The sequence below is a fragment of the Pseudoalteromonas xiamenensis genome, assembly GCF_017638925.1.
Lineage (GTDB): Bacteria > Pseudomonadota > Gammaproteobacteria > Enterobacterales > Alteromonadaceae > Pseudoalteromonas > Pseudoalteromonas xiamenensis.
Genome location: NZ_CP072133.1, coordinates 1,253,384 through 1,278,469 on the forward strand (window position 1 = coordinate 1,253,384; position 25,086 = coordinate 1,278,469).

Sequence of the window (25,086 nt, forward strand, 5' to 3'; positions counted from 1 at the left end):
ATTCACCATGTTAAAAATCAATAAAAAGAAAATGAAAGAGCTTTCTAATTCAGTTAAAGCTATGCCAATTGAACAAACTCCTGCAGTAGCAGGTGGCTGGGCACCTACACAAGATGGCACAGGTAACATGACGTGCGTTGTTGAAACTTGTAAGAAAAAGTAATCAGTCCTTGTTAGCAAACTGAGCTTGTCTCAGTTTGCTTATTCCTCTTTCCTATCTTCATTGTAATTTTCCATTTAATTTCTGTCCCAAGCTTAATCTGTCTTCGGCTTTAACCAATTGAAATCACTTACTCTTCCCTCTTTATTGCACAAATCAACATGAGCAAAATTCATAATCATTGAAATTCTTTCACCAAAAAAAATCTATCTAGACGTCTAAATGGCTGCTATATTACATCCTATAAGCAAGATTACGCTGGGAATGAGGAACATGGCGCTTTCACTCGAAGAGAAAATTTTAGACCCTAATCAGGGGGTCTACTTGATTGGTACCACACCACCAAAACACGGCACAGACGACGAGCAATTAAAAAGCATTGCTGAAAAGCTGTTAGGTCGCCTGCATGAGATTGAATATGACGGCGTGGTGATTTATGACATTCAAGATGAAAGCAGCCGCACTGAACTGCCTCGTCCATTCCCTTTTAAGCAAACCGTTGATCCGCGCAAATACAGTCAACTTTTGCGAGAAATTTCGCATTTAGACGTCATTACCTATAAGAGTGTCGCACAGCGTGGTAAGGCTGAATTTAGCGAATGGCTAAACGAAACTAAGCGTGAATATGGCCTAAAAAACCTTGTATTAGTGGGGAGTCCATCGTCACACGGAGACATAAAACTGTCTTTAAATGACGCCTATCAAACGCTTGAGTCCCATGAAGAGTCGTTCTTTTTGGGCGGAGTGACGATTGCTGAACGTCATGCTAACAAGCGTAATGAACACCAACGTCTCATTGAGAAAACGGCACAAGGTTGTGAGTTCTTTATTTCTCAAGCCGTTTACAACGCTCAAGCGACGATTGATTTAATCACTAGCTATGCAAGAACCTGCCGTCAACAAGGAATTGAGCCAAAGCGCATTATTTTAACGTTTACGCCTTGTGGTGGTGAAAAAACACTGACGTTTATGGAATGGCTGGGTATTTCCGTTCCTGAGGCGACCAAATGGCGGATCTTAGATTCAAATGAACCATTGAGTGAATCTATTCGTATTTGCCGTGAAAACCTCGATTTAATCCTGAAAAGTTGCTCGCATTTAGATATACCGCTTGGTTTAAACATTGAAAGCTTAACCAACCGTAAAGAAGAAATTGACGCATCAATGAATCTATATCGCTTATTGAAAGCAACGATGGAGTTGTGCCTCGCTGAAAAACAGATATCAGCCGTATCAGCTTAATCCCGAAAAATTCCTATATGCTTGCTAAAAGCCATGCAATTGCCAATGCATGGCTTTTTATCTTTCTAGTACTTGCTCGAACAACTCTGAATAACTCGTTACTTAGCTTCGCTTCTTCGCTCGCTGGCCAAGAATACGTTTCTTGTCTCTCGCTTTTCGCGCGCTAGTGCTATTCCGTTTGATACTCTTTGGCTCTCGCGTTAAGTCTGGTTCAAAACCGGAAACCCACTGCGGCGTTAAACGCTCATCCAGTAAGACTTCTAATTCTTGCAACATCCAATCTTCATCTACACTGACGAACGACAGTGCCAAGCCTTCTTTGCCAGCACGACCTGTACGACCGATACGGTGAATGTAGTCTTCTGCAACAAACGGTAGTTCCAAATTCATCACGACAGAAAGTTCTGGAATGTCTATGCCGCGGGCAGCGACATCGGTTGCGACCAGTACGCGAATTTTCCCTTCTTTAAACTGCTCCAGCGCTTTGTTTCGGTGGCCTTGTGTTTTGTCACCATGCAGTGCGGAAGCTGGTAATCCATCCAAATTAAACTCTTTTACGTACTCATCCACCAATTGCTTTGTCCGCGCAAAAACCAGCACTTGACGCCAATTGTTCTTACCAATTAAGTACGCCGCTAGTTTTTGTTTTTTCTCTTCATCAACCGCAAAAAACTGCTGAGTAATAGGCGTAGCGGCTTTATTGGTTCCTTCCACACTCACCCTTGTTGGGTTCTCAAGTAAAACCTGTGCTAACTCTTCAATGGCTTTATCTATCGTGGCAGAAAAGAGTAACGATTGGCGGCGCGCGGGCAATCGTCTTCGAATACGTTGAATTTCGTCTTTGAACCCCATGTCTAACAGGCGGTCTGCTTCGTCGAAAACAACGCTTTGGATATGGTCTAATTTTAGGGAGCCTTTAATAAGGTGGTCCAATAGACGACCTGGTGTGGCCACCACAACATCAACCCCTTTTTCGAGCTTTTCACACTGCGGGCCAATATTCGCACCACCTTGCAGCAGGACGAATTGAATCGCAGTGCTTTGGGCTAACGCTTCACCATGCTTCATAATTTGCTGAGCTAATTCACGTGTCGGCGCAAGAACAAGAGCTCTTGGGATCCCAAGGTCCGAGTGCTGCATTATTTGGTTCAACAACGGCAATAAGAATGCAGCCGTTTTACCACTACCCGTTTCAGCACTAGCAAGCAAGTCGTTACCCGTTAGTACGGCAGGAATTGCATCACGTTGAATTGGCGTAGGCGAAGTGAACCCTAGTTTAGTCAGGGTTTCCAACAGGATTGGATCAAGGCTCAGAGATTGGAAGGACATAGTGACTCGCTTTTAACAGTAAGCCTCTATTATACCAGTCCTTAACAGATTAGTAAGTGCTCGTCCTGATGTAACGTCATTTGGACGAGCACAGCGTTGAACTCGGTTTAACGAAGGGTCGTTTTACGATTGTTGTAGTACTCAATCAACGAGGCGACTTCTTGCTCACAGTACGATTTAATGCCTGATACCAGCATATGCTTTTCACCATGACCAACCACGTCCCCATCACTGACAAGATCGAATCGAAGCACTATCTTGCCTCGTTTACCATCAAAGCTAAATTCATGCTTTCCTGGTTCTAAATCCACCGTTTTGATGTCGAGTTTTTCTAAAGAAATACTCATCGATTCATAGATAACCATAGGGCGTGCTGGATTAATCATCACATCCTGCTCAGCCATGAGTGGAATAATGACATGAGGAAACGTCGTACCTGAGAATGCGACATAGTTGCGGATCAGGGTTTCAACGAGCGTTTTACACACACTGGACTCACCTTCACGCTCGACCACCAGCATGGTTTTATCAGCACTGACGATTTTAATTTCACTACTTGCTTGCGGAAATTCAAGACGAGATGTCTCATCAACCATTCCCGCAAAGCTGAACGTCATGGATTGGCTAACACCATAGTGTTCCAATACAAGTGAAAAGAGTAAATCTCCTGGAACACAAAACTTTTTTGCATCAATGTCATGCAAGGGATTGAAGTCATCTGCGATTTGCTTAGCAAAGGCACTGCCTTGTTCGCGGGTAATGACAACGTAATTTTCATCGTGTTGGAAGAACGGCGTTAACATAATTCACTTCTATTTCCACATTAAAACCGGGGCATATTACCAGAAAACTGATAAATAGAGGTCGAATCTGTTAAAAGAACGTGTCATATTCGAATCATTATGACTCATTTTAAAAGCACAATGACAACAATAACAAACAAAGTCATCTGGATAACTGGTGCCTCTGGAGGCATTGGGGAAGCGCTTGCCATTCAGTTCGCCGCGTTGGGAGCGAAAGTCGTGTTGAGTGCCAGACGCGAAGACGCACTGGAGCAAGTTCGTTTAAAAATGAACAACGCAGATTCTCATCTTTGTCTTCCACTTGATATCACCGACACCTCCGCGTGTGAAACTGCGTTAACCGCAATCAAGGCACAGTATGGACACGTTGATTGGCTAATCAATAACGCCGGTCTAAGCCAGCGAGCACTGATTGTCGATACCACGATTGAAACTGACCGTCGCTTGTTTGAAGTTGATTTCTTTGCCCAACTTCAACTCACGCGTATTGCGTTGGATACCCTAGTGGCACAAAAAGGAAAGATTGTATTTGTGTCTAGCGTAGCTGGTCTTGTCGGCACCCAATATCGAGGCAGTTACAGCGCAGCAAAAGCCGCGCTTCATATGTGGGGAAATTCACTTCGAGCAGAACTTGGCGATACTGGACTCACGGTGGCTAACGTGTTTCCTGGCTTTGTAAAAACAGACGTTTCGATAAACGCGCTAACCGGGGATGGAAAGCCTCTTGGTGAAATGGACAATGCGCAAGCAAACGCCATGTCAGCACAAGAGTTCGCCCAAAAAACACTTGCAGCACTGCTTAAAGACAAAAACTATATTGTCGTCGGTGGCTTTAAAGAGCGCCTAGCAGCCTGGGTTTCACGTTTCTCACCCGAATTACTCTATAAAATGATCCGAAAGAGTAAAGTACGTTAATCCTTTCATTGCAGATAGCTTTGCCGAGCTATCTGCATTTCGCCAATTAAATGCGCTTTACTTCACTCATACTCACTTCTCCCGACAAAAACCCCCACATTACGTGCGAATTCATGAATATAGATTACAGTTAATGGTGAACCATTCAGACAGGTAATCACAACAATGCGGATAAGCAACTTATCAATGAAACAAAAGTTTTTACTGTTATCTAGTTTGATTTGCGCCATTTTCATCCTTTCTATGTGGGCAATAAAATTATCCAATGACCGAGTTGCCAATAATTTCAGCCACTTTTATAACGACAACTTTAGAGTTTTGCGCTTAAGCGCCGAAATAGAGCATACGCAAGTCGAAATAACGTCTGAAATTAGAGGGTTGCAAGTTGTTTATTTACTAAAACTTAATGACCAAGCGGGTGAATTCATCGACCGAATCGACGACAAACTCGCGCTGACGCCTAAGCTTTTTAACGAGCTAAAACGCTATTATCAAGGGGATATCGGTCAGATTAATCAAATGGATCGGCTGCTGAATAACTACCAAAAAGCCGTCGCGCTTTTTAAACAAGAAATGGAAAGCCAGCCGGATAACAAAGCGCCCTACCCCGTGTTCAAAGCCTTTGTGGACGCGCTCACTGAATTGAATCAGTTTTACGGCAAATTTACTGAGTTGAATGAACAAAGCGCTAATTCCGCGAAACAAGATAACGAGGTTGCCATTTCTCAAGCCAACTGGCTTTTTTACTTGTCCGCCATTGTGGCTATTTGTTTATCTGTATTACTGAGCCACCTAATTGCCGCAAAGGTTAACCAAGGTTTGAGCAAACTGCGCCAAAGTGCCAATGCGCTGGAAAACGGCGAACTCGATTGTTTATCCAGTGTTGAAGGCGAAGACGAAGTTGCCGCATTGAGCTCCGCGTTAGACGCCACAATCAAGCATTTGAACAACACCTTACAAAGTATCAAACAATCGGCGGACATTGTTGGTGAAAATAGTCTGGCGCTAAAAAAATCAAACAACGATATTCATCAAAGTGTCGTGGAGGTTTCCGACAACACCACGCAAGCCGTTACCGCCATTGAAGAATTATCAGTCACTAGCCGTAGTATCGCCGTGAATACCTCTGAGACTGCCCATGCTAGCGACTCAATGATGAATTTGGCACAATCTGGTCTCAATGCCTCCGAGCAGACAAAAGACGCGGTAGTGCAACTCTCAGAAACTCTAGCCAGCGCCGCGAGTGTCGTCAACAAACTTCAAACCGAGTCAAATCGCATTGAAACCATCCTCGATGTTATACGTAACATTTCTGAGCAAACCAATCTCCTTGCGCTCAACGCAGCGATTGAAGCGGCTCGTGCAGGAGAGCAAGGTCGCGGCTTCGCAGTTGTCGCCGACGAAGTCCGAACGCTCGCTCAGCGCTCTCATACGTCAGTAAATGAAATAGAAACCATGCTCTCGCAATTAAAAACCGCGAGCGAAAACGCAGTCGGAATGATGAATGATAGTACCGAGGTAGCAGCAAATGCCGAACAGAAAATGACGGAGAGCAATTTGCTAATTTCACAAATTATGGACACTATCCATCAAGTAAATGACCAAACCCAACAAATTGCAACGGCAGCGGAAGAGCAAAGTGCCGTAGCGGGTGACATCAGTTCTAACATGCATGAAATTCAAACGCTTAGCGACCGAACCTCACAAATCGCTATCACGACAACGACAGCCAGCAACGAAGTTGCGGCGCAAATTCAAGATGTGTTGAAAAAAGTCGCGTTTTTTAAGTTCCATCGTAAGTAATCCAAAAACAACAAAGCCTCCCTAGGGAGGCTTTATTTTTAGCGCGATTAAGAGCTTATGCTTTTGGGTAATCGCGATACGCTTTTTCTAGCGATTTAGCTTGCTTCTTCGATACACCAATGTGGTTAAGCGCCACACGTAAACGTGCACGAGAAAGGTCAGAACCAAGAATTTCCATTGCATCAACTACAGATGTAGATGATGTTTTGCCTGTAATCGCAACGAAAATAGGCTCTAAGAAATCTTTAATCTTCAATTCATGGAATGTTGCAACCGCTTTTGCAATCGCGAAAATTTCCGTTTTGTTCCATGTACGTAGCGCTTCCAATTCCCAAATAAAGAATTGCAATGATTGACGAACTACGTCTTCATCCGCTTTACCTGCAGTCAATAGCGCCGCATCATACTGTGGAATTCCCGCAACAAAATGACCTGCCAAATCAACAAGATCAGCTAAAGTATTAATACGCGTTTTAGCTTCAGGCAAAACACGATTGAATAACTCAGCATTAAATTTCCAATTGATGAAGCGAGCCATCAATTCTTCATTGCTTAAGTTCTCGCGGATCCAAAGACCATTTAACCAATTTAGCTTATCAATATCGAAAATTGGACCACCTAACGACACACGTTTCATGTCAAAGTTTTCAATCATATCTTGTAGCGAAAACTTTTCACGACCGTCCGGCATTGACCAACCCATACGACCTAAGTAGTTCAATAACGCTTCTGGTAAATAACCCATTTCTTTGTAGTAATTGATTGAAGTTGGGTTCTTGCGCTTAGATAGCTTCGATTTATCTGGGTTACGAAGTAGAGGTAAGTGACCCAATTCTGGTGCTGTCCAACCTAAATCTTCATAAAGTTTAAGTAATTTAGGTGCAGAGTTGATCCATTCTTCACCACGGAAGATATGGCTAATTTGCATGTGGTGGTCATCAACAACGTTTGCAAGGAAGTACGTTGGGAAACCATCCGCTTTTAGAAGCACCTGCATATCAACGTTTTCCCACGGGATTTCAATCTCGCCACGTAGGTAATCGTTAAACTTAAATGTCCCTTCTGCGGGGATTTTCATACGGATAACGTATGGCTTACCTGCATCTAGGTTCGCTTTGATTTCGTCTTCAGAAAGCAACAGACCACGACCGTCGTACTTCGGTGTTAAACCTTCCGCCATTTGCGCTTCGCGCATCGCATCAAGTTCTTCCGACGTCGCAAAACAGTAAAATGCTTTACCTGTCTCTACTAATTGCTGAGCATACTTTTGATATAGTGCGGTGCGCTCTGATTGACGGTATGGACCAAATTCACCACCCACATCAGGACCGTGATCCCAATCGAGACCTAACCAACGCAGGCTGTCCATAATTGCTTGTTCAGATTCTTTTGTACTGCGTACTTGGTCAGTATCTTCAATACGAACAACAAACTCTCCACCTTGCTGTTTTGCAAAGCAGTAGTTGAAAAGTGCAATGTATGCGGTACCTAAGTGCGGATCACCCGTTGGCGATGGCGCGACACGTGTGCGGATAGTCATTTTGAATCTCTTTTACTTAGTGTAATAAATGGAGGCGATCCTATCATAGCCGATAACGGTCTCAAATAGGCGCTTTTAAGTTTGACGAGGGTATTTAACCACTGTGTTGTAAATTATTTAGAAAAGTTCGATATCACTGTCATCCAACTGACTTTCAGGCACATTTAACGCCGAAAATGCAGTGACTCGATTTCGCCCTTGATGCTTTGATTCGTAAAGTGCCATGTCCGCTCGATTTACTAATGAGGTTACTTGGCAAAAATCACGTACTTCAACAAAGCCGAGACTAACTGTGACTCGCCCCACTTGGGGAAATCGGTGGGCAGACACGACCTCGCGTAATCGTTCTAATGCCTGCATCGCCGCGGTGTCGCTTACGCATTGAAATAACGTGGCGAATTCCTCACCGCCATAACGAAACACATAGTCTTCTGCTCGGAAATTTTGTTTAAGTAACTGCGCGACCATGAGGATGACTTCATCCCCAATAACATGCCCATAGGTGTCATTGACAGACTTAAAGTGATCGATGTCAATCATCGCTAAAAACCAAGCTCGCTCAGGTTGTCCACCTCTTGGTTGGTTAAAGCCCGCACCAGCCATAATTTGCACCACTTTTTGCTCAAAGGTCTGGCGATTGAGCAATTCGGTTAAGGGGTCGAGCCTTGCATGATGAAGCGTCGCAAGTTGATTGATGTAGACAGATGAAAGATAGGCTAATACAACGAGTAAGGTATCCTCGAATTTACCCACCGAACTGATACACACCATGCCAAACGTTTTTTCTTTGTGCCGAATTGGCAAGACGATAAGCCCCTTTCGGGTTAAGAATATTTGGTTAAGAGGAAGGTTCGCTGCTCGTGCAAAATACGACTCGACTTCGAGCGAGTTAACAAGCTCATTGCCGTAAATAAAAGAAGGTAAAAGATCCGCAACAAATGTGCGATTGAGCCAGAGTCCAAATGTTCCACCATTCAGGGCTTTTTCTAAGATGCATTGATATACGTCGTCTAGGTCCGAGTCATCGAGTTGCTCGGTTAAGGCAATAGCCCATTCATGACCACAACGTAACACTTTATCCATATTGACCTAAGAGGACCTGAACAAAGCGTGCTCGCTTGCTCAGGTTAAGTACTTGACAATACTGTAAGCTTAGTTGAATTTTTGGGTTTTGTAGGCAATTTCAGCGTGTTCACCTTGCAGAACGACTAAGTCATCACGGTGTAACACAACATTCGATGGAATGTACCCAAGCAAACTTTGTAATTCGCTCGAATGTGCACCTTTGATTAGTGCGAGTTCCTCATGATTAAAACGGCTTAACCCTTTGGCAAACACAGTGCCTTTTTCATCACAAAGTGAGACTAATTCCCCTATTGAAAACTCGCCTTCAACTCGAGTGATCCCTTTTGCAAGTAAACTCGCGCCTTTGTCTTTAAGTGCATGCACGGCACCGTCATCACAAATGATTTTACCGCTGCTTTTCGGCCCTGCTAACAACCATTTTTTGCGCCCATCAATCGGTGCTTTAAAACACACAAACGTTGTACTTGGTGCGTTGCCTGCGAGTGCATCGGTGATAATATTCGGCGCACTTCCTCTGGCGATGAGCACTTCAACACCGGCACGCGTGGCAATTTCTGCGGCTTGCAGTTTTGTCGCCATTCCGCCCGTACCCAATGAAGTTCCACTGCCACCAGCCAATGATTTCAACTCGTCAGTGATATGGTGCACTTCATGAATAAAAGCAGCATCAGGATTGTTTCGAGGATCGGCTGTAAATAGGCCCGCCTGATCCGTAAGCAACATCAACTTGTCTGCGTTAGCGAGAATCGCCACCATTGCCGACAAATTATCGTTATCACCGACTTTAATTTCTGCCGTTGCGACAGCGTCATTTTCGTTGATAATCGGGATCACCTCAAACGCCAGCAGTTGAGTTAGAGTATCACGAGCAGTTAAGTAACGGCTGCGTTCTTCAACATCCGCGCGAGTCAGCAACATCTGCGCGACGGTAATACCATACAAAGCAAATAAATTTTGCCACAAATGAATAAGTTGTCCTTGTCCAATGGCTGCCAACATTTGTTTTTCAACTAAACTATTGCCACAGGGTCGATTCAGCGCCGCTCGTCCAGCGGCTACCGCCCCACTAGAGACAATAACCACTTGATGCCCTTGCTTTTTCAGTTGAGCGCATTGTCTAACAAGTTCCACCATTTGCGCGGTGTTAAGTGACGCTTGTCCTGCTGTTAACACACTAGTGCCCAGCTTGATTACAATAGTTTGTGACTTACCTTCCACGACTCATTCCCCAATTTTCGTGACGTTGCTTTAAACGTGTTGCAGTGCACCAAAAGATAACGGCTTTTTATTGATCTAAACAAGTAAATTTTCTTCAATCTCATTCTATCGAATACCGTGTGCTGTGATACCATTCTCGCGTCTTGAATGGGAGTCTAAAAATGCCAGCAGGCTTGTGTCTTTTAATTGCTACTATGCTCTGGGGTAGCTCGTTTGTTGCCTTGAAATTTGCGATTGACTTGTACGATCCCCATGTGGTTATTTTCTTTCGCATGTTGACCACGCTTATCTTGTGCCTTGCCCTGTTCCGTTACACTAAACGCTTTACCTATCAGCAAGGCGATCTTAAATACCTCCTTGCGATGTCTTTGGCTGAGCCTTGCTTGTACTTTCTCTTTGAAGGGCACGCAATCGAATACACTTCCGCCTCACAAGCTGGGGTCATTGTGGCCTGCTTGCCGCTTATCGTCGCCTTGTTGGCGTATTTCTTACTCAAAGAGCGATTGAGCAAGAGCATCGTCAGTGGCTTCACCTTATGTATTGGAGAACTCAATTGCACTGACATTTCTGTCTCCAAGCTCCGAACAAGCGCCCAATCCCTTACTTGGCAATACATTGGAATTTTTAGCAATGATTTGCGCTGCATTTTATACTATCAGCGTAAAACGCTTAGCAACGCGTTATTCGCCGCTCGCCCTTATTGGCGTTCAGGGTTTGAGTGGCAGTGTCTTTTTTGCCTGCTTTTTACCGTTTAGCGATTTCCCCGATTTTTCAGTGCTAAACCAAGATGCAGTTTTGAGTATTTTGTACTTAGGCTCAGTTGTAACACTGGGTGCCTATGGGCTTTATAACTACGCAATCAGCCGTGTATCTGTGTTAACCGCGGCGGCTTATTCTAACCTCGTCCCAGTTTTTACTTTGCTGTTTTCGGCCGTTCTACTTGCAGAACGTTTAAACCTTTGGCAATGGGCAGCGATTGCCTTAGTCTTCGCTGGTGTAGCCATTAGCCAACGCCATAAAGAAGTGCATTTACTAGAAGACACCCCTGCTGATTCTGAATTAACGGCAACGCAACCTTAAGGAATAACGATGACAAAACATAACGGGAAAAAAGAACTATCCATGCTGCCTTTGCTGTTTGTGGTGATTGTGATGTGCGTTGGTGGTCATTTTATTCTTCAGCCGAATTATCAAGACAGCCATATTGCAGAGTATTTCCTTGCCGCACTGCCGTTTCTTATGTTCGGCATTGTGGTGATTGCTTTTCGAAAAGCAATAAAAGCGGAAAACAAAGAATAGGGGCAACGATGTTGCCCCTATTCTTTGTCATACCTAATTGCCGTTATAAAATATGATAACCAAACCAATCTGGGTGTAGGGTTTGCGATTCGCCACTCGGGGTTAAATGGATGTAATATTCAGTGTCGAGTAAATCTATAGAAAAGCAATCGTCCACTTCATGCAAATTGTCTTTGTGCTGATGCGACATACCCACTAACAATTGTGATTTAGCCTTTTCTTTTGCTTCATGTTCATTTGTGGCTACGATCAAAGCAAACTCATGCTGTTCGGCTAAATTTGTCGGAATGTAACCGCCTAAATTGACAAAGTACAATTTCAATTCGGCACGATTGGCTTCTTTTTTTAACTCAACTGAATAGCCATCAACATGCTTTACTTCCACGTAGCTATCCATATGAACCGCATTTTTATCGCCAACCCATTGCGCTTTCAACTTGCCATAAGTTTGTTCAATCGATTCGCCAATTACAAAACGAACATCGTGCATTTCGATATGGCAACCAGCAACGCGGCCACCAAGATAAACCATAAATAACTTCATTCTATTCTCCCTAAAAACCGTATAAGTCTATCTCACACCTCTGGGCGATTACACGTTAATTTGATAGGGTGAGAAAAAATCAACAAGGACATCAACATGAAAAAATGGCTTATCGCTGGGTTGTCGCTGATTTGTACAAGCGCACTGGCCAATACCACGCTGATTCATAATATCTCTGGCTATACACCAACATTAAAGGGCGCTACACAATCCTTTTCGGTGCTTGTTGTACGAGATGGCAAAGTCGTTGCTACCGGTAACGACGACATGCTGAAACAATTTCCTGAGGCGACTCGTTACGATGGCCATGGTAAAACGCTACTACCTGGTCTCATTGATGCGCATGGTCACATTATTGGTCTTGGCAACAACCTTGTGGAACTCGATTTACGCGGCATGACGTCCATTAAGCAAATCGGAGAAAAACTCAAAGCGTATAGTGATCACTTCGATGGGGAATGGATAGTCGGCCGTGGTTGGGATCAAACGCTTTGGTCTTCCCAACAATTTGGCAGTGCAGCAGACTTAGACAAATACGTAGGCAACCGCCCTGTTATGCTCACTCGAGTGGACGGCCACGCCATTTGGGTCAACTCCAAAGCGATGCAAATGGCGGGGATTGATGAAAAGACAAAGGCACCTGAAGGTGGTGAAATCATTTACGCGGGTAACCATCAACCAAGCGGCGTATTTGTAGATAAAGCAGAGGAGCTGGTTCGAAAACATGTACCCGCAGCATCGGAACACGATGTGAAGCGTGCACTGAACAAAGCATCTGAGCATTTACTTAGTCTTGGTATTACGTCTGCGCACGACGCTGGAATAGACTATACAACGTGGCAAGTGTATCAAGAGCAAGCAAAAAACAAGGCTATCCCAATTCGTATTTACGCGATGTTAAGTGCGTCAGACCCAAAACTAGAGACCATGCTTAAAGCTGGTATCATCAAAGATCCGAACGACCATCTCTCGGTTCGTAGTGTGAAGATTTACGCAGATGGTGCGCTTGGGAGTCGCGGAGCGGCACTTATCGACAGCTACAAAGACCGCCCTGGTCATCACGGATTGATGCTAGAAACATACGATAAACTACGTGAACTAATGCGACTGTCTTTTAAACACGGCTTTAGCGCAAACACTCACGCAATCGGTGACAAAGCTAACCGCGTGGTGCTTGATGCATACGAGGCTGAATTCAAAAAAACAGGGGGTAAGTTGCTACGCAATAGAATAGAACATGCCCAAATTGTCACGCCAGAAGATATCCCTAGATTTAAATCGCTTGATATCATCCCATCGATGCAACCGGTTCACGCTACTTCAGACATGCACATGGCAGAGAAAAGACTTACCGATAATCAGTTGGCGGGCGGCTATGCATGGCAAACCTTTTTAAAACAAGGCAGTAAAATTGCTGCTGGGTCAGACTTTCCTGTTGAATTGGCTGAACCGTTCCACGGACTTTTCTCCGCGGTAACACGCCAAGATCCTCATGGTCAGCCAGAGCAAGGCTGGCGAGCAGAGGAAGCTTTAAGCCGAGACCAAGCACTGCGCGCGTTTACTTTAGATGCTGCCTACGCTGCGTTTCAAGAACATAAACTAGGTAGTTTAGAAAAAGGCAAATGGGCCGATTTTATTTTAATTGATAAAGATTATTTCAATGTTCCTGCACTTGAAATTCGAGATATTCAGGTTGATGAAACGTGGGTAGCGGGACAGTTGGTGTATAAACGAATGGTACAAAAAGACGATAAATAAGCAGTAAAAAAATTGGCGAGCAATTGCTCGCCACATCAAATGCAACAACCGACGTTAATCGATTGTTGGCTCTCTCTCAATGTGCAACTTGTACAAATGATAAATGTTTAAAATAGACAGTAGTCCGTTTGTAATGGCTACCGGCAATGCTTCAATCGCCAGACCATAAATGGTAAAACAGATACAACCGACCAAATTAAACCATCTCAGCTTCACCACATCCGTCATAGTGAGCGAGACAACCAAAAAAGCGGAAGCAAAATAGCCTAAATATTCCCAACTCATTTGTTCTCTCCTCTCTCTTAGGTTAGCATAACCAATGGTGAGCTAAGATTAGCAAATAAAGAAGCCAACTCACCAGAAACCCAAAAAACTAGGTACAACCCTAACGTAAGCTCAAAACACGGGAAGCTGGGCCAAGCTTTTTTGGTAAACCAAAAAAACAGGAGTGAGTTAGCATGAAAACTATGTCGGCAAGTACCATACCCCCTGCCTCAGTAGTTGTCATACTAACTTCATTAGAACGTAATAAAATAGGACAATTGTCCGAAGAGCCGTCTAGATGTTCCAATATCATTTTTCAACCAATCTTGTCGATCAGTTATTGTCCTTCGCAGGCAATACTTATCATCACAGTAAAAAAGATGTGCTTATTCACCAAGATGAACCATTAACGAAACTCATTTTGGTGCGCAGCGGGACCGTGTCATTTAGTTACGACGTGGGGAATGGTCGCCGTTTGCTGTTGGGCCAATTGGATTGTCAAAATACCTTGATTGGCGAAATTGAAGCGCTCAGCAACGATCCGTGCGTGTACACTGTTACCTGTTTAAGTGACGTACAATACAATTTAATTGAGCTCAAACATTGGCGCCAATTGCTGCTGGATAAACCTGAACTCAGTTTATACACAGCTCAAACGATTGCAGCGAAGTTCACAGAAAATCAAAAGGTGAACTTGGATAAATTGCTGTTACCGTTGTCGTACAACATTGCTCGAGACTGCCTACTTCGAGCGGAAAACAATCACCCGACGCTATTACGTGCATATCCAACCGTCAGCGCAGAAGCAGAACGATTTGCGACCACGGAACGCGCCTATCGCCGAGTCGTGACTGAACTTGTCGATAAAGGCCTCATAATCCGCTCTACGGATGGTTTAAAGCCTGTTGATATCGATAAACTTGCGGATTTTGTTGATAGCTTTATCTAATTTTGCGCAAGTATAAAAAAGCCAACCCGAGGTTGGCTTTTTTTATTTTGAAACAAAATTACTTAACAAATAGTTCTTTGATATTTGCCAAGTCAGATTTGCCGTTGAGTAGCTCATCTTGTGTTAAACCAGAAAGTTCGTGTGGAAACACCAACCATTCATCAGATTCAATCACATAATAATCCGGCTTCATCGGCACTTTCGTGTTTTTTGGCTTGTAATACGGACACGCTACACGAATGTCCGTAGGCAGGTTAAGACGCATCAGTTCGCCTAACTTCTCTTTAAGTGCATAAATACTGCGACCTGAATCAAATACATCATCAACGATAAGTAATGAGTTATCTGCATTTGCATTTTCGATGATGTAGTGCAAACCGTGAACTTTGATTTCTTTCGACTGCTTACCTATGCCGTAGTACGACGACGTGCGAACAGCGATGTGGTCAGTGTCGATACCTTTGAAATCGTAGAATTCTTGTACTGCGATACCAATTGGCGCACCGCCACGCCAGATACCAATAATGAAATCAGGGCGGAAGCCATCTTCATAAACTTGAGCCGCTAAACGAAATGAATTTTCAAGCAATTGCTGAGCGGTGATAAAAACCTTGTCTGACATGTACAAAAATCCCGTGGATGCATTTAACCGCAAAGTTTAGCAAAAACGTAATAAAAAATCAGCGCCCAGATCAACAAAGCGAATTATCAAAGCACAATCAGGCTTTTTGCTTTTTTATTTCATCGTACAAGTCTACTTAACGTTTCACATAAAAAAGCCCACGTTCTCGTGGGCTTTTGCATTTATTCTTCGTTCGGTTCAAGCGACGGATTTATTGAATCCATTGGTTCTTCAGTCACTGCTTCGACTGCGGGCGCCTGATATTCAATTTCAAACTCATCAACACGCTGAAGACCCCGAGGAAGTTTATTTCCTCGACGACCACGCTCACCATAATAGTGCTCCAGATCGCTTGGCTTAAGCGTTAACTTTCGCTTACCTGCATGCAGTGTCACGCATGCACCACTGGGCACAACCGCTAACACTTTTACAAATTCCTCGCGCGATTGTACTTTAGCGCTTGGGATAGAAATAATTTTATTCCCTTTACCTTTGCCAAGTTTTGGCAAATCTCTCAGTGGAAACAATAACATTCTACCTTCGCTTGAAATCGCCATACACAAATCCGTCGTGAGATCTTTGACTTCAATTGGTTCCATTAACAATGCACCATTTGGCACAGTAACAAGCGCTTTACCATTTTTGTTTTTCGACACCAAATCAGTGAATTCTGAGATAAACCCGTAACCACCATCTGTTGCCATCAAATACATCTGCTTGTCTTCGCCCATAATGACATGTTCGAAGTTAGTCCCTGTGGCCAAATTAAATCGGCCAGTCATCGGCTCACCCTGACTTCGAGCTGATGGAAGGCTGTGTGCATCAGTTGCGAACGCACGACCTGACGAATCCAAGAATACTGCGGGTTGGTTGCTACGTCCGTGCGCTTGCGCTTTGAAACTATCGCCCGCACGGTAACTGAGTCCTTCGGCATCAATATCATGCCCTTTGGCAATACGTGCCCAACCTTTTTCGGACAATACAACTGTCACCGCTTCCGTCGGCATCAATTCTTTTTCCGTGAGCGCTTTGGCTTCTGCACGTTCAACGACAGGCGAGCGACGGTCATCGCCATACATCTCAGCTGCTTCTTGAATTTCTTTTTTCATTAACGTCGACATACGACGCTCAGAGCCTAACGTTTTCTCTAGATTGTCACGCTCTTTAGCAAGCTCGTCTTGTTCACCTTTGATCTTGAACTCTTCAAGTTTAGCCAAGTGTCGTAATTTAAGTTCTAGAATGGCTTCGGCTTGCTTATCGCTCAAGCCAAAACGCGACATCAGCTCAACCTTTGGCTCATCGTATGTACGAATGATCTCAATCACTTCATCAATGTTGAGATAAGCGATTAATAAACCTTCTAAGATATGCAGGCGGTTTAATACTTTATCGAGACGATACTGCAAACGACGGCGCACTGTTTCACGGCGGAAATCTAACCACTCGGATAAAATCGTGCGTAAGTCTTTAACTTGAGGACGGCCATCAAGACCTATCATGTTTAAGTTGATGCGGTAACTTTTTTCAAGGTCCGTTGTCGCAAATAAATGCGCCATTAACGGCTCCACTTTTACTCGATTTGAGCGTGGCACAATGACGATACGAGTCGGGTTTTCATGATCCGATTCATCACGTAAGTCAGCAACCATAGGTAACTTTTTCGCGGTCATTTGCGCAGCAATTTGCTCAAGCACTTTTGCACCTGAACATTGATGTGGTAACGCCGTAATGACGATTTCACCTTGCTCTTCGGTGAAAACCGCACGCATTTTTATTGAACCACGTCCAGACGTGTAGATTTTTTCAATTTCACTACGAGGAGTAATAATCTCGGCTTCTGTCGGATAATCAGGCGCTTGTACCAAACCAAGTAATTCTTGAAGTTCAGTCTTGGGGTTGTCCAACAACAAACAACACGCACTAGCCACTTCACGAACGTTATGCGGTGGAATATCCGTAGCCATACCAACAGCAATACCCGTTACCCCATTGAGGAGGATATGCGGTAAACGCGCAGGCAATACTTTTGGTTCATCCATCGTACCATCAAAGTTTGGTGTCCAGTCCACCGTACCTTGACCAAGTTCTTTGAGAAGCACTTCCGAGAATTTAGATAAACGCGCTTCGGTATAACGCATTGCGGCGAAAGACTTGGGATCATCCGCAGCACCCCAGTTACCTTGTCCATCCACCAGTGGATAGCGATAACTGAACGGCTGCGCCATAAGGACCATCGCCTCGTAACATGCACTGTCACCGTGAGGGTGATATTTACCTAACACGTCACCGACTGTACGCGCTGATTTTTTGTATTTCGCGCTCGCGGATAATCCCAGCTCACTCATCGCATAAACGATACGACGTTGCACTGGTTTTAAACCATCGCCAATGTGTGGCAAAGCTCTATCCATGATGACGTACATGGAATAATTTAAATAGGCGTCTTCAGTAAAACGCCCCATACTTTGCTGCTCAATGCCCTGCAAAGACAGGGTTTCTAAATCACTCATTTAACACCCTATTTCTTGTTATAACTGATGCGATAAATAGCATCAGCAAAGTCATCCGATACTAATAAACTGCCATCTTCAAGTTCAGCAAAAGCGACTGGACGACCGTAGGTTTGTTCGTCTTTCATAAAGCCTGTGATAAAGGGTTCATATCCCGTAATTTGGCCATCTTTAACCGTCGCAAGCATCACTCTATAGCCGGATTTTTTACTACGATTCCATGAACCATGTTCCGCGACAAACAATTTATTCTTCATTTGTTGAGGAAATTGTTTGCCACGATAGAAATGAATACCTAACGGTGCGACATGAGACTCCCAACGCTAACTTCGGTGCAACAAACTCAGAAGCGTTGCGGCCTGCATTGAATTCAGGATCAGGGATCCCACCCGCATGGAAATAGGGGAAACCAAAATGGTCGCCAATGTCATTTAAACGATTAATTTCGCAAGGTGGAATATCATCACCCATCATGTCGCGGCCATTGTCCGTAAACCAAAAGCCTTGTGTTTCTGGATGAAAATCAAATCCGACTGAGTTACGCACCCCTTTTGCCCACGTTTTTAGTGTTTTCGTTTCGAGGTTTAACGCAACTATTTCACCAAACGGCGCTTCTTCTTTACACACATTACAAGGCACACCAATCGGAATGATCAATTCACCTTCGGGTGAAAAACGGATGAACTTCCAACCATGATGACGTTTGTCAGGTAATTTGTCGTAGAATACGTCATAACTTGGTGAGTTTAAATTCTTATCAATTTGCTTAAAACGCAGGATTTTGTCTACCGCCGCAACGTACAAGTCACCGTCTTTAAGCGCAAGACCGGATGGCATTGTCAAACCTTCCGCAAGCAAAATGGTTTTGTCGGCAACACCGTCTTTATTAAAGTCGATCAATGCGTGTACTTTGCCAGCCTTACGCGAACCAACATACACAATACCTTGTTTTGATACCGCAATTTGACGAGCGTTTTCGACATTATCCGCAAACAAAGAAATGCTATAACCACTGGGTACGTGTAAACGCGAGAGATCCGGTTTAGCGACCACCGCGAAAGGGAGTAACAGTGATAAAACCGCAAATGATTTTTTCATCTCCTGATCACTCCATGACCGCACGGTCACCATGCTCTTCAAGCCATTGCTTGCGATCGCCTGAGCGTTTTTTGGCAAGCAACATATCCATCACTTCCAGTGTTTGTTCTTCTTCGTCCAACGTCAGTTGCACAAGACGACGGGTATTCGGATCCATCGTCGTTTCACGCAACTGCATTGGGTTCATCTCACCCAAACCTTTAAAGCGCTGAACGTTGACTTTGCCACGCTTTTTCTCGGCTTCAATTCTGTCTAGAATACCTTTCTTTTCGTCCTCATCGAGTGCGTAATAAACTTCTTTACCCACGTCGATTCGATACAGTGGAGGCATCGCGACAAAAACATGACCTTGTTTCACAAGTACTGGGAAATGCTTAACGAACAATGCACACAATAGCGTCGCAATGTGCAGACCATCGGAATCCGCATCCGCGAGGATACACACTTTGCCGTAGCGCAGGCCGCTTAAATCTTCAGAATCAGGATCAATCCCTAATGCGACAGAGATATCGTGCACTTCTTGAGACGCTAATATTTGGCCAGACTCTACTTCCCACGTATTTAGAATTTTACCTCTAAGCGGCATAATTGCTTGAAACTCACGGTCTCTTGCTTGTTTTGCCGAGCCGCCCGCAGAGTCCCCTTCCACAAGGAATATTTCCGCACGTTCCGTTTCGCTGCCCGAACAATCCGTTAATTTACCGGGCAATGCAGGGCCAGAAGTAACTTTTTTACGCACCACCTTTTTCGCTGCACGTAAACGTTTTTGCGCATTGTTGATACACAGGTCAGCAATTAACTCCGCGGTATCCGTGTGTTCATTAAGCCAAAGACTAAACGCATCTTTTACAATGCCAGAAACAAACAGCGCGCATGAACGTGAACTCAACTTTTCCTTCGTTTGACCCGCGAACTGAGGGTCTTGCATCTTCACCGAAAGTACATAACTGCATTTATCCCAAATGTCCTCAGGGGTGAGCTTTACGCCCCTTGGCAACAAGTTTCGGAACTCACAGAATTCACGCATTGCTTCAAGCAAACCTTGACGCAAACCATTGACGTGCGTACCACCTTGGGCTGTTGGGATTAAGTTTACGTAGCTCTCTTGCAGTGATTCGCCGCCTTCAGGCAACCAAAGTAACGCCCAATCGACGCCTTCTGTTGAGCCAGAGAAACTTCCTGTGAACGGATTATTTGGCAACGTTTCAAAGCCTGAAACACTGTCTTTTAAATAATCTTGCAGTCCAGCTTCGTAAAACCATTCTTGCGTTTCTTTCGTTTGTTTATTCACGAAACGAATGCGCAGGCCAGGGCATAAAACAGCTTTCGCTTTTAACAGGTGATTTAACTTAGAAAGCGAGAAGTTAGCGGAATCAAAATAGCTCGCGTCAGGCCAAAAATGTACGCTTGTACCCGTATTACGTTTACCAACGGTGCCTGTAACTTCCAAGTCTTGAACTTTGTCGCCATGTTCGAACGCCATTTCGTAAACTTGACCGTCTCGACGTACACTGATTTCAACTCGAGTTGAAAGCGCGTTCACCACCGAGATACCTACCCCGTGTAGACCGCCTGAGAACTGATAATTTTTGTTGGAAAACTTACCGCCTGCGTGAAGTTTAGTCAGGATAAGTTCAACACCTGGGATCCCTTCTTCTGGGTGAATGTCCACCGGCATCCCACGACCATCGTCAATCACTTCAAGTGAGTTATCTTCGTGAAGAATCACGTCAATTTTCGTTGCGTGTCCTGCAAGCGCCTCATCGACACTGTTGTCGATAACTTCTTGGCCTAAATGGTTTGGTCTTGTCGTGTCCGTGTACATACCCGGGCGACGTTTGACGGGTTCTAGTCCGTTTAATACTTCTATCGCTTCCGCGTTGTAATTTTGCTGACTCATAAGCGCTTTCTTGTTGTTTAAGTCGATTTGTTTTACGTGATTTTTAAAAAATTAACAATAGCGGGCAAATACCGCGCTAATCCTTGAAAACTATGATCACCTTCAAAATCAACGTACTGCTTCGTACTTTGATAATAACGGACTGCATCTATATAGGGCAAAACTTCATCGCCCATTTGTTGCAGTAACAGCAATCTTTCAGGGTAAGGCAATTGCGGCAAGTATAACGTATTAAGTGCCGCAACATGTGATTCATCTAACTGATAATGACAGTCCTGATAAGGATTGTATTGAGGCCCAAGAAACTCTGCAAGTAATCTTGCGGGTCTCACTGCGGGATTGATTACCACAGCATCAATTTGGTGTGTTTGCGATAAATATGTTGCATAAAAGCCACCGAGCGAACTGCCAATGAGCTTTGTCTCATTCGTCAGCAAGGCTTCAAGTTGAGCAATCGCAACCCTCGGGTCGTAGTGCAACCTTGGGATAGCATATTCTACATCGTAGTCGCGAAGCCACTCACGCAAAGCCACCGCCTTTGCAGAGTGTTCAGAACTATTAAAACCGTGCACATAGAGTATTTTCAAACCCATTTGACCCACGTGGCAAACTTGTTATCTGTTAACGCCAACAATCGATATGCCGGACCAAGGTTTTGCTGTTGCCATGTAGAGCTGTGACGACTGAACTGAATAGATGTTGCTGGTGTGGCATAAACAGGCATTTCGCGATACGAGAGAAAGTAATCGTTGTGGACATGTCCATGCACAAGGGCATTAACACGATTGCTTTCAGCGCAAAGGTTTAAAAGTGCCGGCCCATTTTCCAAAATGTGTTTGTCTAAATACCCGTGAATAGGCATTGGGTGATGATGACAGATAACGGTCGATGTACCTTCAAAAGCCTCTATCATGGTTTTAAGTTCAAGCAAATGAGTTTGCTTACACCAACCAGCAGGCGTTGAACCTTTGCTGTTCGCGAGCAGCACTTGCTGCGTTTGTGTTTGAATCACCTTGGCTGCATGAATTTGACCCACACTAATTTCTTGCAAGTATTCAATGTCATCGTGGTTGCCAGGCACCCACAGTACCGGACAGGTCAAATTTGATTGGAGGATAAGTTCAGCAAACAGACGATAGGATTCAAATGTGTGATCTTGTGTTAAATCTCCACCAAATACGACGGCATCGATGTCTTCAAGACTCAAGCGTGCTAATACTTGCGAAAAATGATGTGCCGTATCCACATCAAAATAACGGCCCTCGGTTGTCGCAAAGAGATGTGCGTCCGTTATATGTGCAATCGCAGCATGCGGTTTGTTTATGCGCAGAACCTCGTTAAACCAAGTCATTGTTCACTTCCCAGTGAAAATTACTGCGTCCGTTTTCAACACACGCAGTGAGCCAATCACCTAGAAATGCATTTACTTGGTATTTCTCATCTTTTTGGTGCATATCCGGATTCGGATAACCATAAGAAGGTTTCACTCGTTGATGATAGTTGGGGTACACGACTTCCGCGACGCGTGCGTCATGATAAAGTCGTACATGCATCCCCCACAGAGGAAGATCTTTAATCAGAGAATGGCTTTGAGCGATTTCGACATCGGTGGTGTATTTCGCACAGTGCGTAATTTCAAGGCGGTATTCGTTCCCAGCGATTCGGATGGTTTTTTGCTCACCTTTTACCTCTTCAGGTAACAGTCGCAATAAACGCAGATAATTACGTTCACACAAAGTAATGTACTTCGGTAAAGACTGAACATAATCACGCGCCGAAACGATACTCACTTCTTCACTCCTATTGCCACTTGTCGAGCAGTTCTTTTTTATGCAAGGCTAACCATTGTAGACTAATCACCGTCGCAGCGTTATCTATTTCCTCACTATTCAATCGCGCCATTGCTTCATCAAACGAGATCACATGAGTTTTAATATCCTCTCCTTCGCTTGGCAATCCGTACACGCCGCCAGCATGTGTCAAATCAGCTTTAGCAATATACAAATACAAACGTTCTGTTGTGCCTCCAGGGCTTGATAAGTATGACGTCATGTAATGCAATTCATCAAGCTCTAAGCCGGCTTCTTCCTTGGCTTCTTTACGCGCAACCCCTTCGTAGTCTTCGCTTCCCTCGGCCATACCAGCTATACATTCAAGCAACCAAGGTGAGTCCTTTGAGACCATTGCGCCAATCCGAATTTGCTCAATCAGCAACACTGAATCGGTTTGCGGGTCGTAAGGCAATACCGCAACGGCATGCCCTCTTTCTAAAATCTCACGGCGGATAGTCTCTGACATGCCTCCGTCAAACAAAGCGTGTTTAAAATAATACGCATCGATTTTAAAAAAGCCGTTAAAAACCCGTTCCGTTTCTAATATTTGTACATGCTCGTTGGCAAACTCATTAATTGTCGATTTAGTCATTTTTTGCTCTTTGAATAACGAAATTCGCCCCAATATTGGTTATTTGTCGTTTATTTCGTGCTAATTATATTCTGTTACACTTGTTCGAAATGATTTACGTTATTTTTTTTCGTTATCTTAAAAAAACAGGTTAACATGGCTTTAGCTCAAAATTTGTCTAAGGACTGCATTCATAATGAAAAAAACCATCTTATCTCTATTGGTAGGTCTTGGCTGCGCACTTAGCGCGAACGTAGCATACGCAGAAGACTTACTACAAGTATACGATATCGCAACGCAAAATGATCCTGCGGTGAATCGTGCAAAAGCACAAGCGGATGCTCAAGCATCAGCTAAAGATATTGCATTCGGTGCTTTACTACCGCAAGTGGCGGCAAGTATCGGCTATAAGCAATCTGATTTTACTGGCGCTTCTAACTCCCAAAATGACCAAACTGGTTACATTAAGGGTGATGGTTTTGAAGATACCTTTTCTCGCGGTATCGTGCTGACACAATCAATTTTTAATCTTGCAACATGGGACCAACTTGGTATTGCAGAGAAACAAGCAATGCAAGCGGTAACGTCTTATGAGCAAGCGAAACAAGACCTAATCGTTCGTATTGCTGACGGCTACTTTGCCGTATTACGTTCGTTAGACAATCTTGAGTTCGTAAAAGCTGAAAAACGTGCAATTGAGCGTCAACTTGAGCAAACAAAACAACGTTACAAAGTTGGTTTAACTGCAATTACTGACGTTCATGAAGCTCAAGCTCAATTTGACCGAGCTGTGGCAAATGAAATTGTTGCAGAAAATAACGTTGAAACTGCACGCGAAACCTTACGTACAATTACAGGCAAGTACCATGCTCAACTTGATGCGTTGAATACTGAAAAGTTCTCAACGGTAAAACCTGCAAAGAAAGTAGACGCATTTATCGAAACAGCTAAAGCACAAAACTTGTCATTACAGGTTGCGAAAGCCAATGTTGAAATCGCAAAAGACCGTATCGACAATGCACAAGCTGGACACTACCCAACGCTAGATTTAGAAGCGCGTTACGGTGATTCTCTTGTTGATTCTGATGGTCGTGTAAATGCACCTCGTGGTGATCAAACCTCTATTGGTTTGTCACTAAATGTGCCTATTTACTCTGGTGGCCGTGTTGAATCATCAACAGATCAAGCTCGTGCCCTCTTTGTTGCTGCAAGCCAAGATTTAGAATCGAGCCTACGCAATGTAACTCGCTCAGTGATTACATCTTACAACCAAGTGAATGCGAACGTTGCGACATACCGCGCACTTGAGCAAGCCGTTATTTCTGCAGAAAGCGCATTGAAAGCAACGGAAACCGGTTTTGAAGTAGGTACTCGTACTATTGTTGACGTATTAATCAGTACGCAAAATTTATATAACGCTAAACGTAACTTGGCTGACATCCGTTACCAATACGTCATGTCATCGCTGCAACTAAAACAAGCCGAAGGCACATTGTCTCGCGCGGATCTAGAAGCGATAAACCAAGGCCTTAAATAAGAATCTCTTAAGGTAAGCATAAAAGCCAAGTAGCGAGAGTTGCTTGGCTTTTGTTTTTTTTGCTCTAAATCGTTAAACTAGCGCGGATGTTTTCATAACGAGAAGC

General features: G+C 44.1%; 22 protein-coding genes and 2 pseudogenes. 9 read left to right on the forward strand and 15 right to left on the reverse strand.

The window, feature by feature from the left end:
- The first annotated feature begins 7 nt into the window (after positions 1-7).
- Entirely contained in the window at positions 8-163 is a 156-nt protein-coding gene (locus J5O05_RS06115; protein WP_208844032.1) for a hypothetical protein, read from the forward strand.
- 270 nt (positions 164-433) lie between these two features.
- Positions 434-1,402, forward strand: a complete 969-nt coding sequence (locus tag J5O05_RS06120) for a methylenetetrahydrofolate reductase (protein WP_208844033.1) — start codon at positions 434-436, stop codon at positions 1,400-1,402.
- A gap of 102 nt (positions 1,403-1,504) precedes the next feature.
- Here the strand turns inward: J5O05_RS06120 and J5O05_RS06125 are convergent, their stop codons facing one another.
- Together J5O05_RS06125 and J5O05_RS06130 are read right to left on the reverse strand one after the other, a co-directional pair.
- The gene (locus J5O05_RS06125; protein WP_208844034.1) at positions 1,505-2,731 is read right to left on the reverse strand and encodes a DEAD/DEAH box helicase; all 1,227 of its coding nucleotides are present in this window, start codon (positions 2,729-2,731) and stop codon (positions 1,505-1,507) included.
- A gap of 107 nt (positions 2,732-2,838) precedes the next feature.
- Positions 2,839-3,534: a DUF3581 family protein gene (locus tag J5O05_RS06130; protein WP_208844035.1), complete on the reverse strand. Its 696-nt coding sequence runs from the start codon at positions 3,532-3,534 to the stop codon at positions 2,839-2,841.
- Between the two features lie 99 nt (positions 3,535-3,633).
- Here J5O05_RS06130 and J5O05_RS06135 point away from each other — a divergent pair, with 99 nt between their 5' ends.
- On the forward strand, positions 3,634-4,449 hold the full coding sequence (locus tag J5O05_RS06135) for an SDR family oxidoreductase (RefSeq protein WP_244369872.1): 816 nt from the start codon (positions 3,634-3,636) through the stop codon (positions 4,447-4,449).
- A 186-nt stretch (positions 4,450-4,635) separates the two neighbouring features.
- Complete coding sequence (locus tag J5O05_RS06140) at positions 4,636-6,252, forward strand: methyl-accepting chemotaxis protein (protein ID WP_244369874.1); 1,617 nt, start codon at positions 4,636-4,638, stop codon at positions 6,250-6,252.
- Positions 6,253-6,307: 55 nt separating this feature from the next.
- Here J5O05_RS06140 and gltX read toward each other — a convergent pair whose 3' ends face one another.
- The 3 genes from gltX to proB form a co-directional block, all read right to left on the reverse strand.
- Positions 6,308-7,792, reverse strand: coding sequence for a glutamate--tRNA ligase (gene gltX / locus J5O05_RS06145; RefSeq protein WP_208844037.1), 1,485 nt, complete (start codon positions 7,790-7,792; stop codon positions 6,308-6,310).
- A gap of 117 nt (positions 7,793-7,909) precedes the next feature.
- The gene (locus J5O05_RS06150) at positions 7,910-8,875 is read right to left on the reverse strand and encodes a GGDEF domain-containing protein (RefSeq protein ID WP_208844038.1); all 966 of its coding nucleotides are present in this window, start codon (positions 8,873-8,875) and stop codon (positions 7,910-7,912) included.
- A gap of 69 nt (positions 8,876-8,944) precedes the next feature.
- Entirely contained in the window at positions 8,945-10,096 is a 1,152-nt protein-coding gene (gene proB, locus J5O05_RS06155) for a glutamate 5-kinase (RefSeq protein ID WP_208844039.1), read from the reverse strand.
- Between the two features lie 161 nt (positions 10,097-10,257).
- Between proB and J5O05_RS06160 the strand changes: the two are divergent.
- Positions 10,258-11,176 (forward strand): annotated as a pseudogene (locus J5O05_RS06160) (DMT family transporter).
- Between the two features lie 9 nt (positions 11,177-11,185).
- Positions 11,186-11,395 carry a hypothetical protein gene (locus tag J5O05_RS06165; protein WP_208844040.1) on the forward strand — a complete coding sequence of 70 codons (210 nt, stop codon included), beginning with the start codon at positions 11,186-11,188 and terminating at the stop codon, positions 11,393-11,395.
- Between the two features lie 43 nt (positions 11,396-11,438).
- On the opposite strand, the gene J5O05_RS06170 is transcribed toward J5O05_RS06165, so the two are convergent.
- Positions 11,439-11,939, reverse strand: a complete 501-nt coding sequence (locus J5O05_RS06170) for a DUF1543 domain-containing protein (RefSeq protein WP_208844041.1) — start codon at positions 11,937-11,939, stop codon at positions 11,439-11,441.
- 96 nt (positions 11,940-12,035) lie between these two features.
- Between J5O05_RS06170 and J5O05_RS06175 the strand changes: the two genes are divergently transcribed.
- Positions 12,036-13,697 carry an amidohydrolase gene (locus tag J5O05_RS06175; RefSeq protein WP_208844042.1) on the forward strand — a complete coding sequence of 554 codons (1,662 nt, stop codon included), beginning with the start codon at positions 12,036-12,038 and terminating at the stop codon, positions 13,695-13,697.
- Positions 13,698-13,751: 54 nt separating this feature from the next.
- Here the strand turns inward: J5O05_RS06175 and J5O05_RS06180 are convergent, their stop codons facing one another.
- A complete protein-coding gene (locus J5O05_RS06180) occupies positions 13,752-13,982 on the reverse strand; it encodes a YgjV family protein (protein WP_208844043.1) in 231 nt (76 codons plus the stop codon).
- Positions 13,983-14,259: 277 nt separating this feature from the next.
- On the opposite strand from J5O05_RS06180, the gene J5O05_RS06185 reads away from it, so the two are divergent.
- Positions 14,260-14,910: a Crp/Fnr family transcriptional regulator gene (locus J5O05_RS06185; protein WP_208844044.1), complete on the forward strand. Its 651-nt coding sequence runs from the start codon at positions 14,260-14,262 to the stop codon at positions 14,908-14,910.
- A 58-nt stretch (positions 14,911-14,968) separates the two neighbouring features.
- On the opposite strand, the gene J5O05_RS06190 is transcribed toward J5O05_RS06185, so the two are convergent.
- The 8 genes and pseudogenes from J5O05_RS06190 to nudF form a co-directional block, all read right to left on the reverse strand.
- Positions 14,969-15,532 (reverse strand): phosphoribosyltransferase, encoded by a 564-nt coding sequence (locus tag J5O05_RS06190; RefSeq protein WP_208844045.1) that lies wholly within the window; start codon positions 15,530-15,532, stop codon positions 14,969-14,971.
- A 182-nt stretch (positions 15,533-15,714) separates the two neighbouring features.
- Entirely contained in the window at positions 15,715-18,042 is a 2,328-nt protein-coding gene (gene parC, locus J5O05_RS06195; RefSeq protein ID WP_208844046.1) for a DNA topoisomerase IV subunit A, read from the reverse strand.
- Between the two features lie 8 nt (positions 18,043-18,050).
- A pseudogene (locus J5O05_RS06200) lies at positions 18,051-19,140 on the reverse strand (PQQ-dependent sugar dehydrogenase).
- Between the two features lie 7 nt (positions 19,141-19,147).
- Positions 19,148-21,040, reverse strand: coding sequence for a DNA topoisomerase IV subunit B (parE, locus tag J5O05_RS06205; RefSeq protein WP_208844047.1), 1,893 nt, complete (start codon positions 21,038-21,040; stop codon positions 19,148-19,150).
- Between the two features lie 32 nt (positions 21,041-21,072).
- The gene (locus J5O05_RS06210) at positions 21,073-21,633 is read right to left on the reverse strand and encodes a YqiA/YcfP family alpha/beta fold hydrolase (RefSeq protein WP_208844048.1); all 561 of its coding nucleotides are present in this window, start codon (positions 21,631-21,633) and stop codon (positions 21,073-21,075) included.
- Positions 21,624-22,391 (reverse strand): metallophosphoesterase, encoded by a 768-nt coding sequence (locus J5O05_RS06215; protein ID WP_208844049.1) that lies wholly within the window; start codon positions 22,389-22,391, stop codon positions 21,624-21,626. The genes J5O05_RS06210 and J5O05_RS06215 overlap by 10 nt, the downstream gene beginning before the upstream one ends.
- Positions 22,378-22,830: a DUF1249 domain-containing protein gene (locus J5O05_RS06220; protein WP_208844050.1), complete on the reverse strand. Its 453-nt coding sequence runs from the start codon at positions 22,828-22,830 to the stop codon at positions 22,378-22,380. The genes J5O05_RS06215 and J5O05_RS06220 overlap by 14 nt, the downstream gene beginning before the upstream one ends.
- 10 nt (positions 22,831-22,840) lie before the next feature.
- Positions 22,841-23,464, reverse strand: a complete 624-nt coding sequence (gene nudF / locus J5O05_RS06225) for an ADP-ribose diphosphatase (RefSeq protein ID WP_208844051.1) — start codon at positions 23,462-23,464, stop codon at positions 22,841-22,843.
- 175 nt (positions 23,465-23,639) lie between these two features.
- Here nudF and tolC point away from each other — a divergent pair, with 175 nt between their 5' ends.
- Positions 23,640-24,980: an outer membrane channel protein TolC gene (gene tolC / locus J5O05_RS06230; protein ID WP_208844052.1), complete on the forward strand. Its 1,341-nt coding sequence runs from the start codon at positions 23,640-23,642 to the stop codon at positions 24,978-24,980.
- Positions 24,981-25,086: the final 106 nt, after the last annotated feature.